The organism is Solidesulfovibrio alcoholivorans DSM 5433 (assembly GCF_000702665.1).
Taxonomy (GTDB): Bacteria; Desulfobacterota; Desulfovibrionia; order Desulfovibrionales; family Desulfovibrionaceae; genus Solidesulfovibrio; species Solidesulfovibrio alcoholivorans.
Genome location: NZ_JNJA01000001.1, coordinates 352,708 through 369,626 on the forward strand (window position 1 = coordinate 352,708; position 16,919 = coordinate 369,626).

22 protein-coding genes are annotated in these 16,919 nt (G+C 65.4%); 13 read left to right on the top strand and 9 right to left on the bottom strand.

The features are described from left to right. Positions 1-37: 37 nt before the first annotated feature. Complete coding sequence (locus Q368_RS0101575) at positions 38-391, bottom strand: hypothetical protein (protein WP_029456982.1); 354 nt, start codon at positions 389-391, stop codon at positions 38-40. A gap of 167 nt (positions 392-558) precedes the next feature. Here Q368_RS0101575 and Q368_RS0101580 point away from each other — a divergent pair, with 167 nt between their 5' ends. Genes Q368_RS0101580 through Q368_RS0101600 form a run of 5 tightly spaced genes read left to right on the top strand, consistent with a single transcriptional unit; the run spans position 559 to position 2,086 of the window. Next, on the top strand, positions 559-804 hold the full coding sequence (locus Q368_RS0101580; RefSeq protein WP_043784677.1) for a hypothetical protein: 246 nt from the start codon (positions 559-561) through the stop codon (positions 802-804). Further along, positions 801-1,043: a hypothetical protein gene (locus tag Q368_RS0101585; protein WP_029456984.1), complete on the top strand. Its 243-nt coding sequence runs from the start codon at positions 801-803 to the stop codon at positions 1,041-1,043. The genes Q368_RS0101580 and Q368_RS0101585 overlap by 4 nt, the downstream gene beginning before the upstream one ends. Next, positions 1,033-1,302: a hypothetical protein gene (locus Q368_RS0101590; RefSeq protein ID WP_029456985.1), complete on the top strand. Its 270-nt coding sequence runs from the start codon at positions 1,033-1,035 to the stop codon at positions 1,300-1,302. Before Q368_RS0101585 ends, Q368_RS0101590 begins: the two co-directional genes overlap by 11 nt. 41 nt (positions 1,303-1,343) lie before the next feature. Continuing rightward, positions 1,344-1,466 (top strand): hypothetical protein, encoded by a 123-nt coding sequence (locus Q368_RS27245; RefSeq protein ID WP_281174577.1) that lies wholly within the window; start codon positions 1,344-1,346, stop codon positions 1,464-1,466. A 35-nt stretch (positions 1,467-1,501) separates the two neighbouring features. Beyond that, entirely contained in the window at positions 1,502-2,086 is a 585-nt protein-coding gene (locus Q368_RS0101600) for a terminase small subunit (protein ID WP_052359965.1), read from the top strand. Here Q368_RS0101600 and Q368_RS0101605 read toward each other — a convergent pair. Beyond that, on the bottom strand, positions 2,083-2,409 hold the full coding sequence (locus Q368_RS0101605; protein ID WP_029456987.1) for a hypothetical protein: 327 nt from the start codon (positions 2,407-2,409) through the stop codon (positions 2,083-2,085). The genes Q368_RS0101600 and Q368_RS0101605 overlap by 4 nt on opposite strands. Positions 2,410-2,526: 117 nt before the next feature. On the opposite strand from Q368_RS0101605, the gene Q368_RS0101610 reads away from it, so the two are divergent. From Q368_RS0101610 to Q368_RS0101635, 6 genes are all read left to right on the top strand, one after another. After that, a complete protein-coding gene (locus tag Q368_RS0101610; RefSeq protein WP_029456988.1) occupies positions 2,527-3,990 on the top strand; it encodes a terminase large subunit domain-containing protein in 1,464 nt (487 codons plus the stop codon). Then, positions 3,987-4,205 carry a hypothetical protein gene (locus tag Q368_RS22825; protein WP_043784684.1) on the top strand — a complete coding sequence of 73 codons (219 nt, stop codon included), beginning with the start codon at positions 3,987-3,989 and terminating at the stop codon, positions 4,203-4,205. Before Q368_RS0101610 ends, Q368_RS22825 begins: the two co-directional genes overlap by 4 nt. A 281-nt stretch (positions 4,206-4,486) precedes the next feature. Next, a complete protein-coding gene (locus tag Q368_RS0101620) occupies positions 4,487-4,948 on the top strand; it encodes a periplasmic heavy metal sensor (RefSeq protein ID WP_029456989.1) in 462 nt (153 codons plus the stop codon). A 79-nt stretch (positions 4,949-5,027) separates the two neighbouring features. Further along, positions 5,028-5,327, top strand: coding sequence for an SHOCT domain-containing protein (locus tag Q368_RS0101625; RefSeq protein WP_052359966.1), 300 nt, complete (start codon positions 5,028-5,030; stop codon positions 5,325-5,327). A 261-nt stretch (positions 5,328-5,588) separates the two neighbouring features. Then, positions 5,589-7,640 carry a S8 family serine peptidase gene (locus Q368_RS0101630; protein ID WP_029456991.1) on the top strand — a complete coding sequence of 684 codons (2,052 nt, stop codon included), beginning with the start codon at positions 5,589-5,591 and terminating at the stop codon, positions 7,638-7,640. 158 nt (positions 7,641-7,798) lie between these two features. Beyond that, on the top strand, positions 7,799-8,419 hold the full coding sequence (locus tag Q368_RS0101635) for a tetratricopeptide repeat protein (RefSeq protein WP_029456992.1): 621 nt from the start codon (positions 7,799-7,801) through the stop codon (positions 8,417-8,419). A gap of 139 nt (positions 8,420-8,558) precedes the next feature. On the opposite strand, the gene ilvD is transcribed toward Q368_RS0101635, so the two are convergent. After that, entirely contained in the window at positions 8,559-10,235 is a 1,677-nt protein-coding gene (gene ilvD / locus Q368_RS0101640; RefSeq protein ID WP_029456993.1) for a dihydroxy-acid dehydratase, read from the bottom strand. A gap of 137 nt (positions 10,236-10,372) precedes the next feature. Between ilvD and Q368_RS0101645 the strand changes: the two genes are divergently transcribed. Continuing rightward, a complete protein-coding gene (locus Q368_RS0101645; RefSeq protein ID WP_245611273.1) occupies positions 10,373-11,371 on the top strand; it encodes a glycosyltransferase family protein in 999 nt (332 codons plus the stop codon). 4 nt (positions 11,372-11,375) lie between these two features. Here Q368_RS0101645 and Q368_RS0101650 read toward each other — a convergent pair whose 3' ends face one another. Beyond that, positions 11,376-12,644, bottom strand: coding sequence for an NAD(P)H-dependent oxidoreductase (locus Q368_RS0101650; protein ID WP_029456995.1), 1,269 nt, complete (start codon positions 12,642-12,644; stop codon positions 11,376-11,378). A gap of 91 nt (positions 12,645-12,735) precedes the next feature. On the opposite strand from Q368_RS0101650, the gene Q368_RS0101655 reads away from it, so the two are divergent. Further along, positions 12,736-13,371, top strand: coding sequence for a TetR/AcrR family transcriptional regulator (locus Q368_RS0101655; RefSeq protein WP_043784688.1), 636 nt, complete (start codon positions 12,736-12,738; stop codon positions 13,369-13,371). On the opposite strand, the gene Q368_RS0101660 is transcribed toward Q368_RS0101655, so the two are convergent. The 5 genes from Q368_RS0101660 to Q368_RS0101680 are packed head-to-tail and all read right to left on the bottom strand — an operon-like array spanning position 13,310 to position 16,919. Next, positions 13,310-13,738: a DnaJ family domain-containing protein gene (locus Q368_RS0101660; protein ID WP_052359967.1), complete on the bottom strand. Its 429-nt coding sequence runs from the start codon at positions 13,736-13,738 to the stop codon at positions 13,310-13,312. The two genes, Q368_RS0101655 and Q368_RS0101660, sit on opposite strands and share 62 nt — an antisense overlap. Before the next feature lie 12 nt (positions 13,739-13,750). Further along, the gene (locus Q368_RS0101665; RefSeq protein ID WP_029456998.1) at positions 13,751-14,383 is read right to left on the bottom strand and encodes a hypothetical protein; all 633 of its coding nucleotides are present in this window, start codon (positions 14,381-14,383) and stop codon (positions 13,751-13,753) included. Positions 14,384-14,385: 2 nt separating this feature from the next. Further along, positions 14,386-15,291 carry an MlaD family protein gene (locus Q368_RS0101670; protein ID WP_029456999.1) on the bottom strand — a complete coding sequence of 302 codons (906 nt, stop codon included), beginning with the start codon at positions 15,289-15,291 and terminating at the stop codon, positions 14,386-14,388. Beyond that, entirely contained in the window at positions 15,285-16,133 is an 849-nt protein-coding gene (locus Q368_RS0101675) for an ABC transporter ATP-binding protein (protein ID WP_029457000.1), read from the bottom strand. Before Q368_RS0101675 ends, Q368_RS0101670 begins: the two co-directional genes overlap by 7 nt. A gap of 15 nt (positions 16,134-16,148) precedes the next feature. Beyond that, positions 16,149-16,919, bottom strand: coding sequence for an ABC transporter permease (locus Q368_RS0101680; RefSeq protein WP_029457001.1), 771 nt, complete (start codon positions 16,917-16,919; stop codon positions 16,149-16,151).

A 16,919-nucleotide genomic window follows, 5' to 3' on the forward strand; every position in this document is an offset into this window, starting at 1 on the left:
CCGGCGATGCGCCCGGCGCACCGCGATTGTGGCGCGCTTACGCGCCGTCGCGCCGGCGGCAGAACTGATCGCACAAATCCACGGCCCGCTCCAGGATCGCACCGCAACCGTTGGTCAGGTTGTCCACGTAGAGCGCATTGTACGTCTGCCGGCACATGGCCAGACAGCTTCGCAGGTCCGCTGGCGCGGCCGCCAGTTCCTTGCGGTAAAGCAGGCAGATAGGATCGGAAATGCATGCCCCCGGCGTCGGCAGGGCCGAGCAGAATTCGTAATATTCCTTCACGGACATGGGCGGCGCAAGGGTTGCGCCGTCCGACTGCGCCGCCTGGCGGCCGGCACAGCCGCAAACGAGAAACATCGCGCCGACAATAAGCAGCATACGCAGGGACATGGGCGTCTCCTTTCGGCCATTGTCGCAAGAAAATGCCCTATGGGGCACCCCTTGTAAAGACGGGCGCTTTCGAATTCCCGCCTGCAATAGGCGTATTTATTTTTGACATAGACTGGCTGGTCACTGTCCGCCTTCCATGGTCACCTCGGACCCAAGGAAGGTGCACCATGAACACGAACTCGACTTTGCCGGCCTTTTCCGGCGACCTGCGCGGCGCGGTCCTTTCCAGCTACGCCAACGTGGCCGAGGATGGGACCATCTGTTTCGTTTCCGACAAGATCTACCGGACCTGCGACGCCTGCGGCACGGTGTTCGCCGGCTCGGCCTACCGGACGCCGTTTTCCGGGCCGCCGGCCTGCCCCTTCTGCGGCGGCCCGGACTGCACCCCAATCTTCAGGGGGCTGCCGTCATGACCGCAGCGGACAAGTTCCTTTCGCGCAAGCTCCTGGCCGCGCTGTGCTCCGTGGCCGTCATCGCCGTCAACCGCAAGTGGGGCCTTGGCCTTGGCGACGAAGACATCCGGGCCATTTCCGAGATCGCGCTCACGGCTATCGGCTCCCAGGCCGGCATCGACCTGGCCGAACGCCTGCTTCCAAGCCGCAACCGCGCCCCGGCAGACACCGCCGCCGCCGGAGACGCCCATGCCTCCTGACCAGATGTTCCTGCCGGCCTGGATCGCGTTCCTGGTCGGGCTGGTCATGTTCTTCACACGCAAGTGGGTCAGCGACGTGGCCCGGGCCATCGACGGCCTGGACGCGCGCCTGCGCGCCCTGGAGAAAACGCAGACCGACTGCCGTGTGGAACTGGCCCGCGGCTACGCGACCCGGGTGGAGATGGAACGCGTGTCCGAGCGGCTGGAAAACCACGCCACGCGGCTCGCCGTGCTGGAAGAACGCGATTTGGCCGCCTAGGCCGGTCCATGCCCGCCTGCCCCAGGCGACCGGAGAATCCCATGCCAAAACCCGCGCCCCTGACCGTCAGCCTCGACGGCCTGCTTTCCCTCAACCCCCACCTGACCCTGGCCGACATCCTCGCCCTGCTGCACTGGACCGGGCCTTCGAACCGCCTGCATTGAGCGTTTCCCCCAGCTTTTCACGCGGAGCCGCACGCATGACGCAAGCACCCGGCGAAAAACGCCTCACGGACCGCCAACGGCGATTCGTGGAGGAATACCTGATCGACCTCAAGGCAGGCGCGGCAGCCGCACGCGCTGGCTACAGCGCCAAAAGCGCCGAGACCCTGGGCACAAGGCTGCGCAACCTGCCCCATGTGCACGCCGCCATCGAGGCGGCCATGGCCGAACGGCGCAGGCGCGTCGGCATCACTCAGGATCGGGTGGTGACGGAACTGGCCCGTCTCGCCTTTGCCGACATCCATGATTTCGCGGACTGGGACAACCACGACGTGACGCTTAAGCCCGCACGCGACCTGACGCCCGATCAAACGGCCTGCGTGGCGGAGATCGTGCAGACCCCGGGCAAGGGCCTGCGTATCAAGCTCCACGGCAAGACGCAGGCCCTGGCCGCCCTGGCCAGGCACCTGGGATCCAAGGAGAGGACGGAGGAGGGCAGGGAGGTCGCGCCCGCGATCACGGTGGTCACCTGCGTGCCGCCCCCGGACCTGCCGCCGGACGAACGCCTGTGCCAGGGGCCGCCTTCCCAGGCAGGGGAGGGCGGTGCGGCCGGGAATCCCTAAATTCCGGATTGCGCCGGGCCGGAAGACGTGTCTGCGCCGGCTCCGGCTTCTGCGGATGCGCCTGCGTCGCAACAGGCTTTTCGACCCGGCCCGGCATCCGTCGCTAGCGCCTGACGTTCGCTCTGGCGCAACAAAACCACAGCCATGAGTCTGTCCGATGCGGCGTCCGGAACCGGCTGCGGCGCGTTCTTCGCGGCCGCGAGCACGCGGCCGTAGCCCCGCGCCGGTTCCTGGCGCGAGGCGACCGTGCTGCCGCCGACAAGGGCCGCGACCGCAAGGACCGCGACCAACGCCACTTTGCAAGCCCGCTGGCGCATTGCCATGACAGCTCTCCTTCACAAGCGAGAACGCTTTGTCGCAATGCCGATGCCCAAATCGTGCCAGCCTGCGCATCCTGCAATTTCAATGGGTTGTCTTTACCTCTTGTAAACAGGTACTCCATGCAGCGTAATAATGTCGATATTTCGGAACGGTCGGTCGCTCCAAACCGCACCGTGGCCCTCGACTATGCGCCTCAGCCCAGGCAGGCCGCCTTGCACGCCTGCGCGGCCAACGAAATCCTTTTCGGCGGCGCGGCCGGACCGGGCAAAAGCCATGCCCTGCGCTTCGAGGCCCTGCTTTCCTGCCTGCGCGTACCGGGCCTCCAGGCCTATCTCTTCCGGCGCACGACCCCGGAACTCGAGCGCAACCACATCCGCCCGGCCCTGGGCCAGTTCCCCAAGGCCCTTTTCCGCTACGTCGCCTCGAAACGCCGCTTCGAATTCCATAACGGCGCAAGCCTCTCTTTTTGCGGCTGCCCGCGCGAGGCCGACGTCTTCGCCTACCAGGGCGTGGAAATCCATTTGCTGCTCATCGACGAACTGACGCACTTCACCGAATTCCAGTACGACTTCCTGCGCGGACGGCTGCGCTGCGCCCTCGACGTGCCGCCGGCCTACCGCCACAAGATTCCCGGCATCGTCTGCGCCTCCAACCCCGGCGGCCCGGGGCACGGCTTCGTCAAGGCGCGCTTCGTGGACTTCGCCCCGCCCCTGACCCCGCGCCGCGCCCCGGACGCGGAAGGAGGCATGCTGCGCTGCTTCATCCCCGGCCGCCTGGCCGACAACCCCATCCTTTTGGCTCGGGACCCGGGCTACGCCAAACGCCTGGAGGCCCTGCCCGAGCCCTACCGCAGCGCCTACCGCGACGGCGACTGGGACGTGTTTTTGGGCCAGGCCTTCGCCTTCAACCGTCGTCTCCACGTGGTTCCGGCCATGCCTGTTCCCGCCTACGCGCCGCTTTTCATGACCTTCGACTGGGGCTACGGCGCGCCGTTTTCCGTGGGCTGGTGGTGGGTGGATGCTGACGGCAGGCTGCTGCGCTTCGCCGAGTGGTACGGCTGGAACGGCTCGCCCAACCAGGGCCTGCGCCTGACCGATTCGCGCATCGCCGCAGGCATCAGGGAACGCGAGTCGGGACTCGGCATCGCCGGCCGGGCCATCACCCGCCTGGCCGGACCGGACTGTTTCGCGCGCAAACCAGACTACCGGGGCGGCGGCCAGGGGCCGAGCACGGCGGAAACCTTCGCCCTGGAAGGCGTCCATCTCGCTCCCGGAGACCCCTCGCGTACCGCCAAGATCCGCCAGTTCCACGAGCGGCTGCGCCCTCGCGAGGACGGCGCGCCCATGCTCGTGGTCTCCGACGCCTGCACGCAGTTCATTCGCACCATCCCCCAGCTCGTCACGGACAGGCGCAACGTGGAGGATATCGACACCACGGGCGAGGACCACATCTACGACGAGGCCTGCCACGTCTGCATGGCTCGCCCCCTGCCGCTCGAGGCCTTGCCCGCGGCGCGCCGGTCCGCGGCGCGCATCATCGACGCCGTGACAGCCGGAAACCCTTACCCCCAGGAGGCTCCATGAATCCCGTATCCTTCGATCCGGCATTTGCCTTACTCGTCCTTTTGGTCGCGCTTTTCTTTCTGCTGCTCGGCTGGCGGCTCGGTCGCGAAAGCGCAGACCGGCCCATGTTCGACTTTCCGCTCTTTTCCGCCGCGCGGCAGGACACAGACACCCCGGATGACGCCTGGGAGGCGGCCGAAGAAGAGGAAAACCTCTTTCCCCCGCGTCGATTTTAGCGGCGTTGCGCGTTTCATTTTCATTCACCCGGAACCCGAGTGTATCCGGAGCATACAGCGTATCCACCCCGAACCCGGGTTCTGTATGGTTTCTATCCATCTCGGGAGAGAGGTTTCGGCCCGGCATTTTGCAGCAACACATCAATATCATGCAGAAATTATAGTTGGCATGAACCATGCTTTCCCAGGAACAACCGCGGACACGGAGGCCGGCAAGGCCACACCACCCGCGGCACTGCGAAACAATTCGGCCACGGCCGACAAACCCTGGAGGAACTTCCATGCAACGCAAGACTTTCGGCATCGCCCTCGCGGCTCTGGCTACCCTGGCGCTCACTTCTTCCCTGGCCCTGGCGCGGCCCGGCAGCGGCCCCGGCGCAGGCAGGGGATACGGCCCCGGCGACTGCCCCGGCTACGGCGCCGGAGCCATGGCACGCCTGACCCCGGAACAGCAGGCCACCTTCCAGAAGCTGCATGACGCCTATGCCGCCAAGACCGCACAGCTGCGCGCTGACCTCGGCGTCAAGCGGGCCGAACTCAACGCCCTGGCCATCACCCAGAACCCCGATCAGGCCAAGATCACCGACCTCACCAAGCAGATCGGCGACATCGAAGGCAAGCTGCTCGCCGAGCGGACCCAGTTCCGCATCCAGGTGAGCAAGGAAGTCGGCCCGAACGTCATGGGCGGCTACCACCATCGCGGCATGATGGGCGGCGGCACCGGCTGCGGCGGCAACTGGTAGGCGAGAATTTACAGCGGGGTCGGTCATGCGGCCGGCCCCGCTTTTTTCACAAAACCGGGGCAAACCCGAGGAGCAACCCATGCGGACCACCCTTGCAAATGCCGTATCCCTCGGTGGCGGCAGCATGTTGTATGGTCCGCTGCTCTTGGTTATACTCGCCGTAGCGCTCATTATCGTCTGCATTGTGATCGTCTTGCACAGGCGCGATGTGCAACAGCGCACAAAACATTCCAATAGCGCCAAGGCCGACCGTGAAGACGCTCTGCGACTACTGCGTGTGAGGTTTGCCTCAGGCAGCATCAGCCAGGATGAATTCGAACGTCTGCGCCATGCCGTGGCAAATGAACAAGAGGAATGCCTCCTGCGGCCAAAGGGCTAGCGACATCTGGAATCCCCGAAGGGCATCACTCTTCCGCAATGACTTGCTGGAGTAGCAGTCAGATTTCCAAAGTGTTGGCAATCGACGAAGCGACCCCTGCCTTCGTTGTCAGCATAAAGCGCGGCAACATCCCTCACGCCTTCTGCTCGCGCACACGCCCGAAGCGGTTTTACCGCTTCGGGCTTTTTATGAACCGATGACAAAGGGCCACGACACTGCTAAGCTCGCGAGAATTCCCTTTTGACACCCAAAGGAGACGCCATGAGCAGCAGCATCGTGAACGATCCCCTTTTCGAGCAACAATGGCACTTGCAGAATACGGGACAAGACGGCGGCACTCCCGGCGTCGACCTGAACGTCGTCCCCGTCTGGCAGGACTACACGGGCAAGGGCGTGACCGTAGCCGTCGTGGACCAGGGCATCGAATACGCCCATCCTGACTTGGCCTCCAACATCGACACGGCGCTGAGTTTCTCGGGCATCTCCTCCGCGAGGGACGGCCAGCCCGTCGCGTCCACGGACAACCACGGCGTTGCCGTGGCCGGGGTCATCGCGGCCGTGGCCGGTAACGGCATCGGCGGCGTCGGCGTGGCCCCGGGCGCGACCCTGGCTTCGGTCTATATTCCTCTGGGTTCCGACATCGATCCGGACACGCCCGAGGACATGGACGATTTCGTCGGCGCTTTTCGCATGGCCGCGTCCTCCTACGACGTCGTCAACAACAGTTGGGGCCATTCCGGATCATTTTACAACTTAAACGACCCTGAAAACGAAAGCGCCGCCACGGCCCTGGCCGACGCCGTGAGCAAAGGCCGAGACGGCAAGGGCTCCATCATCGTCTTCGCGGCGGGAAACGACCGCGAGGAGGATTTCGACGCCAACACCGACAACCTGACCAATTCCCCCTATACCATCACCGTGGCCGCCATCGACAACACGGGCAAGGTGAGTTCCTACAGCACGCCCGGGGCCTCCATCCTCGTGGGCGCACCATCGCTTTCCTGGTATTACACCACGGAAACGGTCGTCATCCCGGCCGAAAACGAAGACGACGAGGATCAGGTCGTCACGCAGATCGTCCGTCACGATTACGGCCAGATCGTCACCACGGACCGGATGGGCGAGAACGGCTACAACACGGCCCCATCTCCCCAGGGGGATTACGCCTACGACTTCGGCGGCACCTCGGCCGCCGCGCCCCAGGTTTCCGGGGTCGTGGCCCTGATGCTGGAGGCCAACCCCGACCTCGGCTACCGCGACGTCCAGGACATCCTGGCCCTGACCGCCCGCAACACGGACCCTTCCGGCGACTGGACGACCAACGGCGCTTCCAACTGGAACGGCGGGGGCATGCATGTCAGCCGCGACGTGGGCTACGGCCTGGTGGACGCCACCGCGGCGATCCGCCTGGCCGAGACATGGGATGCGCAAAGCACGACAGACAACCTGGCGACTGTTTCCGGGCAACAAGCCGTAGACGCCGTGCTGCCCGACGGCGCGGGTTCCGTCTCCGCGACCATCGCCATGCCCGTCGGCGTTTCGGTGGAACGGGCCGAGGTCGTGCTGGACCTGGGCGCCCAGGACGCCTCGGACCTCGTGATCACGCTCACCTCGCCCTCGGGGACCCAAAGCCTGCTGTTGGACGCTCCGGGAACCAGCGAACCCTATCCGGCGAACTTCTCCCTGACGTCGACCCACTTCCTGGGGGAACCCTCCCTGGGGAACTGGACCGTCACCGTGGCGGACAGGAACGCCGACGGCGACAGCGTCTCCTTTGACGGCTGGACGTTGCGCCTGTACGGCGCCGAGGCCACGAACGACACCCGCTGGGTCTATACGAACGAATACGCCTCCGTCGCCGCCGGCGACCCGTCCAGGCAGCTGCTCGTCGACTTTTTGGGCAAGGATTCCCTCAATGCCGCCGCGGTCACATCCGCCTCCGCCATCGACCTCCATGCCGGAACCGTCAGCCTCGTCGACGCGACGCCGCTCTACATCTTCCCGCAAAGCACCGTGGAGAATGTCTACGGCGGCGACGGCGGCGATCTGCTTGTCGGCAACGACGCGGACAATTTCCTCTTCGGCGGCCGGGGCAACGACATGCTCTACGGCGGGGGCGGCAACGACCACATCGACGGCGGCCCGGGATTCAACGTCGCGGGGTTCGAGAAACCCTACGCCATGTACACGGTCACGAACACGCAAAGCGACCTGTCCGTTGCCAGCTACGACGGCACGAGTACGCTCTCCAACATCGACCTGCTGCTTTTCCCCGACCGCATGGTGGCGACGCAGGCGGCTCTCAGCGCCTAGCCAGCGCCGTCCTTTATTCGAAGTCCCGTGGCCGTGGCGCAAGGTTCGGCTTCGGCCACGTCTCCTCCAAGCAGGATGTGCGGTCAAACGGATTGATAACGCCCGCGATATCTCCTAGGTTGCACCCCCAACGTTTTCTGCCCATTTGAGGAGCATCCATGAGCGAAGAGAAAAACACTCCCGTCGTCAGCCGCAACGCAGCGATCCTTGGCATCGTCCTGGCCCTGCTTGTCGGCTTTTACCTCGGGTTCACGGTCCACGGCCTGACCGGCGGCAAATCCGCGCCCCAGGGCGCGCAGCAGACGGCCCAGCAGCAGATGCCGCCGGCGGCGCAGCAGGAAGCGCCCAACCCGGCCCTGGCCGACCGCATCAAGGCCATCGAGAAACAGACCCAGCTCGAGCCGGCCAACGCCGCCGCCTGGACGGAACTGGGCAACCTCTATTTCGACACGCACCAGCCGGACAAGGCCATCACGGCCTACGAAAAGGCGCTCACCCTCGATCCGCGCCAGCCCGACGTGCTCACCGACCAGGGCGTCATGTACCGCGAGGTCGGCCAGTTCGACAAAGCCCTGGCCAGCTTCGACAAGGCCCTGGCGCTCAATGCCGGGCACGTCATCGCCAGCTACAACAAGAGCATCGTGTTGTCCCACGACAAGCACGACAATGCCGGCGCGGTGGCCGCGCTCAAGGCCCTGGCGCTCAAAAACCCCAACGCCAAGCTCCCCGACGGCCACACCGTGACCGAGGCCATCCAGGAACTCTCCACCGCCAAATAGCCTCCTCTTCCCGCATCAAAAAGTGCCCCTCCCGGTATCGACCGAGAGGGGCACTTTCCTTTTCATCCCCATGCGGGAGGTCCAGGAGGGGGTGACCCCCTCCTGGCCGCCGGAGGCATCTTCCTTCTTTCTTTCCCAATTACCGCGCGGCGGGATCCTTGTAGACCGCGCCCTGGGCGGCGGACTTGACCAGGGAGGCGTAGCGGCGCAGCAGCGGCGAGGCGATTTCCTTTTTCTGCGGCACGAACGCGGCGCGGCGCGTTTCCAGCTCCTTGGCGTCCACGCGCATCTCGAGCTTGCGGGCCGGGATGTCCACCTCGATGATGTCGCCGTCGCGGACGAGCCCGATGGGGCCGCCGTCGGCCGCTTCGGGCGAAACGTGGCCGATGGCCGCGCCGCGCGTGCCGCCGCTGAACCGGCCGTCGGTCACGAGCGCCACGGTTTCGCCGAGGCCCATGCCCATGATGTTGGAAGTGGGGGAGAGCATCTCGCGCATGCCCGGGCCGCCCTGCGGGCCTTCGTAGCGGATGACCACCACGTCGCCGGGCTTGATCTCGCCGCCGAGGATGGCCGCGTTGGCCGCTTCCTCGCCGTCGAAGACGCGGGCGGGGCCAGCATGGCGCATCATGGACGGGGCCACGGCAGACTGCTTGACCACCGCGCCGTCGGGCGCGAGGTTGCCGCGCAGGATGGCGATGCCGCCTTCGTTGGCATAGGGTGTCTTGGCGCGGATGACGTCGTCGTTTTTGACGCGCGCCTTGAGGTCGCTCAGGTTTTCGCCGAGCGTCTTGCCCGTGGCGGTCATGACGCCGAGGTGGAGCAGGCCCCGTTCGGCCAGGGCGCTCATGACGGCCGGGATGCCGCCCGCGCGCTCGAGGTCGTCGAGATAGTGGTGGCCGGCCGGGGAGAGCTTGCAGAGGTTGGGGGTCTTGCGCGAGACGGCGTCGAAGATGTCCAGCGTCAGCGGCAGGCCGGCCTCGGCGAAGACCGCGGGCAGGTGCAACACGGTGTTGGTGGAACACCCGAGCGCCATGTCCATGGTCACGGCGTTTTCCAGGCTTTTTTCCGTGACGATGTCGCGCGGCCGGATGTTTTTTGCGAGCAGATCCATGACGCGCATGCCGGCTTTTTTCGCCAGGCGCACGCGCTTGGCCGAGATCGCCGGGATGGTGCCGTTGCCGGGCAGGCCCAGGCCCACGGATTCGGACAGGCAGTTCATGGAATTGGCCGTGAACATGCCCGAGCACGAACCGCAGCCGGGACAGGCGTTTTCCTCGAGCTCGTCGAGGCGTTCCTGGCCGATGTCGCCGCGCTTGAACTTGCCCACGGCCTCGAACACGTCGATGAGGTCGCAGGAGCCCTCCGGCGTGTTGCCGGCGAGCATGGGGCCGCCGCTGACGATGACGGCCGGGATATTGAGGCGCAGCATGGCCATGAGCATGCCCGGCACGACCTTGTCGCAGTTGGGGATGCACACCAGCGCGTCGAAGGGATGGGCCATGGCCATGATCTCGATGGAGTCGGCGATGATCTCGCGGCTGACCAGAGAGTAGTGCATGCCGGCGTGGTTCATGGCCAGACCGTCGCACACGCCGATGACGGGAAAGGTCATGGGCGTGCCGCCGGCCATGCGGATGCCGGCCTTGACGGCTTCGGCGATGGTGTTCAAGTGGATGTGGCCGGGTACGACTTCGTTGGCGGAGTTGACCACGCCGATAAGGGGGCGCTCCATCTCTTCCCGGGTCAGGCCCAGGGCGTAGAGCAGGGAGCGGTGAGGTGCTTTTTCCAGTCCGGATTTGAATTGCGAGCTGCGCATGGCGGTTTCCTCGTATCGAAAGGGTGCGGCGTTTCGCCGAGGGCGTGAGTTTTTCACACCCATACCGCTTCTGGCAAGTTCGACGCCGTCTGCCTGCACTTGGTCCTGGAACTGATCGGAGTCGCGCCTTGCGAATCGTGAACCTGCACAACACGGCATTTGTGCTGACGTTTCGGGCCCTTGGCCACGAAGTTCTTTCCGTTGGCATCGACACCGGTTGCGACGTGCCCTTGTCCGAGCCCCTTTCCGCCAGACGGTTCACGGAACTTCTCGCCGCACACGGCATGGCGCCGGATCTGGTCTTCTGGTGCGACGGCTGCCAGATTCCCTGGGTGTTCGGGCTGGAAACCCTGCCCGCCGTGGTCATCGGCTATTCCGTAGACCAGTACATGCATCCCTGGCACGTGCCCTACAGCATGGGGTTCGACGCCGTGTGCGTGGCGCAGCGCGACTACCTGCCGCTTTTCGAGGAATCGCCCCACGACCGGCCGGTCACGTGGCTGCCGCTCTTTTGCGATCCGAGGCGCGACCGTGACCCGGGCGTGCCCCGTGACGTGCCCGTATCCTTCGTCGGCACCCTCGACGGCCGGGTCAACAGCGCCAGAAGGCCCTTCTTGCAGGCTTTCCGGACCAAGGCTCCGCTTTTCATGACCACGGGCGAGTATGCGCCCATTTTCGGACGCAGCCGCCTCGTGCTCAACCAGAGCGCGGCAGGGGAACTCAATTTCCGCGTATTCCAGGCCATGGCCTGCGGCGCGGCGCTCGTGACGGAGGATGTGGGCAACGGCCTGGCGACGCTTTTCACGCCTGGCACCGACTTGCTGACCTATCGGCGCGGGGATCCCGAAGATGCGGCCCGGGTGGCCCTGGCCGCGCTTGCCGACCCTGACCTGGAAACGGTCGCGCGGGCAGGGCGTGAGAAAACCCTTTCCCGGCATACGGTTTCGGCCCGGGCGCGGACCCTTCTCGCCCTGGCCACACGCCTGGCCGCCCAAGGCGCGCCGGCCAAACGCCTGCACGCGCTTTCCGGCGTGCGACGGCAGTTGCGCAAGGCCTACGCCATGCTGGCCCTGGACGAGCATCTGCCCCTTCGCGCATCCGACCGCGAATTTTTCCTTTCCCAGGCCCGTTTTTGAAGCGTCACGGGGCCTGCCGCGCGAAGGGCCGGGCATGGCTGTCGCGCACGCCTTTTTTTCCGCCAAGAGCCTTTTTCCATCCCCGTTCGGCGAGCAGCAGGTAGAGCCATGCCGGCACGGGGCAGGGCACCATCATATCCCCGGTCATCGCGATGTCCGGTATCCGCGCGTTCATAAACAATCGCGCCTTGCGCTCTATCGCCGCGCGCGTCTTGCGGCCAAACCAGCCCAACGCTTCGAGTGGCCGGCCTTCGTAGAATCCGCCCCCGCCAACACCGCAACCGCCCAGCCAAGTGAACACCGCCTCCCGGGCGAACAGACGGCACATGGCCAATGCGGCGTCGTTGTTTACGCTTTCCGGGAAACCACAGTTGAGCACCGCTGAAAACCGTTGGTTCTTTCGCGGCGGGACTTCCCTTCTCCAGGCGATAAGCCGCGCCAGCGCCGCCTGGGCATGGCCCGGCAACTGGTCCGCATAGAGCGGTGAAAAGAGCCACACGCCATCGGCTTCATCCACGGCCACGGCCAGTTCCGTAAACGCCTCTTCGTTCCGGCCCGCGGCAAGCAGATCGAAGGATGCGACCTCTGCACCGGCAACGCGCAACGTTTTTTCCGCATACGTAGCGAACCCTTGCGAGACGCTGTGCTTTTTCTTTGGCGAACCGCACAAGAGCACGATGCGCCGCGACGCCGAGGTGGTTTCCTTCCCGAAATCCAAGGCCCTGGCGACCATTGCCGCGACAACGTCCTGCGCCATGTCCGCATACGCCACCGCACTGGTATGCGCGGGGCTACGCATGTTGGCGGCATTTCGCGCCACCACGCCGGAAAAGACCTGCTCCATATCCGCATCGACGCCGGGCAACAGACCTATGGCCACGAGAATGGGCGTTTTCTTATAGCGGGCGAAATGTCGCGTACGGCCGTGTACTTGCTCGAAGTGGGGAAGCAGCGTCGGCAGCACGCCCCGGTCCACCGCGGTCTTGAGCAGCGGCGCGTAGCCGCCCAAAACGATTGGCGTCAAAAAGACCAGCACATCCGCCCGCGCCAGTTTGGACGTGATTTCCCGCGCCGCGTCGTCATGGACGCACACCCCCGGGGTTTTGGTCCAGCAGCCGAAGCATCCCCGACACGGCGCAATGGCCGTCGCATCCAGACGCATGACTTCCAGGCCCTTACCCAAGCCTTCCGCCCGGGCGTAAAACGCCCTGCGCACCGCATCCCCGCCGCGTGTGTCCCCGAACGCATCCAGGACCAGCCATGTCTCCGCCATGTCCCTTGCCCCCGCGTCAATGTTGGCGATGGAAACATTCGCTAGGGCTCTATGTGGACATTGTCAACATTTTTTGGTGCAATGCACCCTCATGACGACCCACGTACCGAATCCCGCTTATCACCACGGGAATCTGCGCCTGGCGCTGCTGGATGCCGGGGAAAAGCTGCTCGAGTCCGTCGGCATCGACGGTCTGTCGTTGCGCGGACTGGCCCGGGAAACCGGGGTGAGCCATGCCGCGCCGTACCGGCATTTCACGGACAAGGCCGACCTGCTCGCCGCCCTGGCCGCGCGGGGATTCGAACGGCTCGCCGCCGCGCTGACGGCCGCCGCCGCCGCGCATCCCCTGGACTCCTGCCAGGAATTCCTGGCCTCCTGCCGCGGCTACATCACCCTCGGGCGGGAGCATCCGGCCATGTACCGGCTCATGTTCGGCCAGCCGCAACCGGGCGTCGGCGGCCAGCCTGAACTGGCCGCCGCAGGTCAGGCCGCCTACGACGCCCTGGCTGCGGCCATGCAGCGCGGCATTGCCAACGGTTTTTTCCGGAACATGCCCGTACAGGCCCTGGCCATGGCCGTCTGGGCCATGGTGCACGGCCTGACGGAACTGGCCATCACGGGCCATCTGCTGGCATGCGGGGAAGCGGAGGGGGAGGAAACGCGGATCAGCGAGTCCGCGTGCGCGTTGCTTCTTTCGGGCATTGCGCCGTTTCGTTCCGAGGCTTGACGGAAATGCGCTCCACGACCTTCTGGTAGTAGACCTGTTCCTTTTCCAGGTTCACGGGCCGCCTGCGCCTTGCATTGACCTTCAGGACGAGCAGATTGAGCTTTTGCATCTGCCGGTAGCGTTCCTGTTCGTCCGTGGCCGCGGCGAGGAGTTCCGTGGCCGTGACGATCTCTTTTTCCTCCAGGAACTCCTCCGGCACGTAGCCGGCGTTTTTAAGCATCTTGTAGGCCATGCGCAGATCCTCGGGAACCATGGAATCGTCCTCGAAAACGATCTTCCTGCCCTTGCCCGCGAGATTGTCGAATTCGCCGCGGCGCATGGATTCCTCGATGCGCTGCTCGGCGATCCAGCCGATGACCTGGAACATGGCCTTGCTCCGCTACTTTTCCAACGCTTTTTGCAGCTTGGGCATGCCGCCGTCCAGCCAGTCCACGACCTTGGGCACGATACGGCCCAGGGCGTCGCCGGCGGCACGGGCGATGGTATCGCCGCCAAAGTTCTCGAGCGGCGCATAGGCGTTGAAGTCCCCCGACGAAATGCGCGCGCCCATGTTCTTCGTCCACAGGTCGAGGTGCATGGAGACCACGAAACGGCCGCCTTCGGTCTCTTCGACGTTGAACGCCGTCACCTGTCCCGTAAGCACCGCGTCATGCGCCACGCGCGGCTGGTAATCCACGGGCGTAAGTCCCGTGGACGCGCATTCGATGCCCTGGCGCAGCGCCCGGCCCACGACGTCCTGGGGCGGGCCTTCCCAATAGTATTCGAGGCTTGCCGTGAGCACCCTGTCGCGGGCGGTGAGCACGGCGGTGCGGTCCAGGTTCTCCATGGTGGTCAGGCCCTTGAACCCGAGCGGCAGGCGATGCTGCTGGCCGGTGTCGCCGGGGCAGGGCGCCTGGGCCAGTTCCACGCGCAGGTAGCGCTGGGGAGGAGGGGGCTTGCCGAAGCAGGCCGCAAGCGACGCGGCCAACGCAAGCCCGGCAACGAGCGTCAACGATCTGGCGAAAAAACGCATGCTCATTTTCCCGAGGGCGGCCGGAGCAGTTCCCAGGGGCGCTCGCGCAAGCGGCCCGCAAGCTCCCGGATCTCCCGGCTCGTCCGGTTGAGGTTTTTGAGGATGTCCTCGAGCTGTTCCTGGTCGTAGTTGAAACCCTGGCGCACGTCGCCCACGAGCCCGCCCACACCGTCGGCCTGTTTGCGAAAATCGCGCAAGGTCTTGGTCAGCTCGCCCTCGATGACGGTTACGGCTTTCTCCGTGCGTTGCAAAGTTGCGTCAAGGCTTTCCGCCGCCTTGCCGCCCTTGGTCGAAAGCGTGTCCCAGTTCTTGCGAAAATCATTGGCCGCGCGGCGCAGGTCCGCGACCAGCGCAGGCGTGCCTTCCAGGGCGCGTTTGAGGGATTCGGTGTTTTCCTCGGTAAACAGTTTGGCGATGTTGTCCGCGATCCCGTTGATCTTGGGGCTGACGTCGTCGAGCAGGTCGCCGGCCTTGGCCGCGAGCTCCTGCATGTCCAGGGTGGCCACGGAAGGGATGTCCGCACCCGGCGCTAGGCGCGCGCCCGGGTCGCCGCGCAGTTCAAGCAGCACATAGTAGTCGCCGACGAGCCCTTTCTGCGCGATGCGCGCCACGGTTCCGGCGTAAAGGGGAAAACCCGCGCGCACGGCGATGCGCACGGCGATGCGTTTGGGATTGGTCGGGTCGAGGTCGATGGCTTCCACCCGGCCGATGTCGAGACCGGCGTATTTCACCGTGCGCCCGGGGCTCAAATCCTTCACCGAGGTGAAGAATATATCGTACTTGTCGTACTTGACCCAGAACCAGTTGCCCCCGAGCACGACCATGAACGCGCCGAGGATGCACAAACCGAGCAGGAGCGTGCCCACGGCCTTGGCGTAATCGGACCGGCTCGCTTTCGCCGTCAGCATGCGCTTCTCCCTCTTCCCCGGCCCGCGGCGACAGCCTCGCGCCGCCGCGCCACCAGCGAGGACCAGCTTTCCGACAGCACGCGGCTTTCCCGCGACGGCTGCCTGTCCAGAAACTGCCGGATGAACGGATCGCCGCATCCCGCCAGGGCGGGCAACGTGCCCTCGAAAAGCATCTTGCCCTGGTTGAGCACCACGACATGGTCGGCAATGGCGCTCAGGCTTTCCAGGTCGTGGGTGACCACGACGATGGTCATGTCGAACGTGGTCTTGAGTTCCAGCACGAGCTGATCCATCTCGGCGGCCGTGATCGGGTCGAGCCCGGACGTGGGTTCGTCGCACAGGAGCACGGCCGGGTCGAGGGCCATGGCCCGGGCCAGCCCCGCGCGCTTGCGCATGCCGCCGGAGAGTTCGTTCGGAAAATAGTCCATGAAATCGGCCAGGCCGACAAGGCGCAATTTGAGGCGCACGACCTCCTCGATGAGCGAATCCGTGAGGTCGGTGTGTTCGCGCAGGGGCAGGGCGATGTTCTCGCCCAGGCGCATCGACCCGAGCAGCGCGCCGTCCTGGAAGAGCACGCCCATGCGCCGGCGCATGGCCAAACGTTCGGCAGCGTCCATGGCGGCCATGTCCCTGCCGCCGAGCACGATCCGCCCGGTCTTGATCGGCACCAGGCCGATGATGTTGCGCAGCAGGGTGGACTTGCCGCAGCCCGAGCCGCCGAGGATGACGCTGACCTTGCCGGCGGGCAGGGTGGTGGTCACGCCCGAAAGCACGATCCGCTCCCCGTAGCCGACGCTCACGGCGTCAAGCGCGATATCTGGCGATCCCTGCCGGCCGGACACGGCGTTCCTCCTTTTCTAGCGGAAGATATAATTGAGTGCGGTAAAAAACAAATCCAAAAGGATCATGAGGAAAATGGATTGCACCACGGCCCTTGTCGTGCGCCGGCCGACGTCGGCCGCGCCTTCCCGGGCGAGCAGGCCCTGCCAGCAGGAGACGATGGTGATGGTGATGCCGAAACCCGCGCTCTTGATGAGCCCCGCGGCCACATCGCGCATGCCCAGGAAATTGGCCGTCTGGAGGAAATAGGCCTTGCCCGGCAGCCCCAGAGCCAGGGCGGAAAACACGCCGCCGGCCGTGATGCCCACGGCGTCGCCCCACAGCGTGAGCAGGGGGGCCATGACACACATGGCCGCGAACTTGGGCCAGATCAGGAAGCGCACAGGGTCGATGCCCATGACTTCCAGGGCATCGATCTCCTCGGAAATGCGCATGGTGGCGATCTCGGCCGTGAACGCCGCGCCGGCCCGTCCGGCCAGGATCAGGCAGACGAGCAGGGGACCGAGCTCGGTGACGATGGAAAAGCCGACAAGGTTGGCCACGTAGCTGAGCGCGCCGACCTTTTCGAGTTGGGTCGCGGATTGCAGCGCCAGGATGATGCCGACGCAGGCCGAGATGATACTGATGATCGGCATGGAATCCGCGCCGATCCAGGCCATGTGCGTCCACAGCCGCGAACGCTGGTAGGCCTTGGCGCGCCGCCAGGGAAGAAAGGCGTCGCGGATGCAGCCCCCAAGCCGCATCACCAGCCAGACCAGCATTCCGGATTCGCCGCCGCCGCCCGCCAT

Bases quoted from the DNA above. Each gene is read 5' to 3' on its own strand.
- Q368_RS0101575 (WP_029456982.1), bottom strand. From the start codon at position 391: ATGTCCCTGCGTATGCTGCTTATTGTCGGCGCGATGTTTCTCGTTTGC.
- Q368_RS0101580 (WP_043784677.1), top strand. From the start codon at position 559: ATGAACACGAACTCGACTTTGCCGGCCTTTTCCGGCGACCTGCGCGGC.
- Q368_RS0101585 (WP_029456984.1), top strand. From the start codon at position 801: ATGACCGCAGCGGACAAGTTCCTTTCGCGCAAGCTCCTGGCCGCGCTG.
- Q368_RS0101590 (WP_029456985.1), top strand. From the start codon at position 1,033: ATGCCTCCTGACCAGATGTTCCTGCCGGCCTGGATCGCGTTCCTGGTC.
- Q368_RS27245 (WP_281174577.1), top strand. From the start codon at position 1,344: ATGCCAAAACCCGCGCCCCTGACCGTCAGCCTCGACGGCCTGCTTTCC.
- Q368_RS0101600 (WP_052359965.1), top strand. From the start codon at position 1,502: ATGACGCAAGCACCCGGCGAAAAACGCCTCACGGACCGCCAACGGCGA.
- Q368_RS0101605 (WP_029456987.1), bottom strand. From the start codon at position 2,409: ATGGCAATGCGCCAGCGGGCTTGCAAAGTGGCGTTGGTCGCGGTCCTT.
- Q368_RS0101610 (WP_029456988.1), top strand. From the start codon at position 2,527: ATGCAGCGTAATAATGTCGATATTTCGGAACGGTCGGTCGCTCCAAAC.
- Q368_RS22825 (WP_043784684.1), top strand. From the start codon at position 3,987: ATGAATCCCGTATCCTTCGATCCGGCATTTGCCTTACTCGTCCTTTTG.
- Q368_RS0101620 (WP_029456989.1), top strand. From the start codon at position 4,487: ATGCAACGCAAGACTTTCGGCATCGCCCTCGCGGCTCTGGCTACCCTG.
- Q368_RS0101625 (WP_052359966.1), top strand. From the start codon at position 5,028: ATGCGGACCACCCTTGCAAATGCCGTATCCCTCGGTGGCGGCAGCATG.
- Q368_RS0101630 (WP_029456991.1), top strand. From the start codon at position 5,589: ATGAGCAGCAGCATCGTGAACGATCCCCTTTTCGAGCAACAATGGCAC.
- Q368_RS0101635 (WP_029456992.1), top strand. From the start codon at position 7,799: ATGAGCGAAGAGAAAAACACTCCCGTCGTCAGCCGCAACGCAGCGATC.
- ilvD (WP_029456993.1), bottom strand. From the start codon at position 10,235: ATGCGCAGCTCGCAATTCAAATCCGGACTGGAAAAAGCACCTCACCGC.
- Q368_RS0101650 (WP_029456995.1), bottom strand. From the start codon at position 12,644: ATGGCGGAGACATGGCTGGTCCTGGATGCGTTCGGGGACACACGCGGC.
- Q368_RS0101655 (WP_043784688.1), top strand. From the start codon at position 12,736: ATGACGACCCACGTACCGAATCCCGCTTATCACCACGGGAATCTGCGC.
- Q368_RS0101660 (WP_052359967.1), bottom strand. From the start codon at position 13,738: ATGTTCCAGGTCATCGGCTGGATCGCCGAGCAGCGCATCGAGGAATCC.
- Q368_RS0101665 (WP_029456998.1), bottom strand. From the start codon at position 14,383: ATGCGTTTTTTCGCCAGATCGTTGACGCTCGTTGCCGGGCTTGCGTTG.
- Q368_RS0101670 (WP_029456999.1), bottom strand. From the start codon at position 15,291: ATGCTGACGGCGAAAGCGAGCCGGTCCGATTACGCCAAGGCCGTGGGC.
- Q368_RS0101680 (WP_029457001.1), bottom strand. From the start codon at position 16,919: ATGGCGGGCGGCGGCGGCGAATCCGGAATGCTGGTCTGGCTGGTGATG.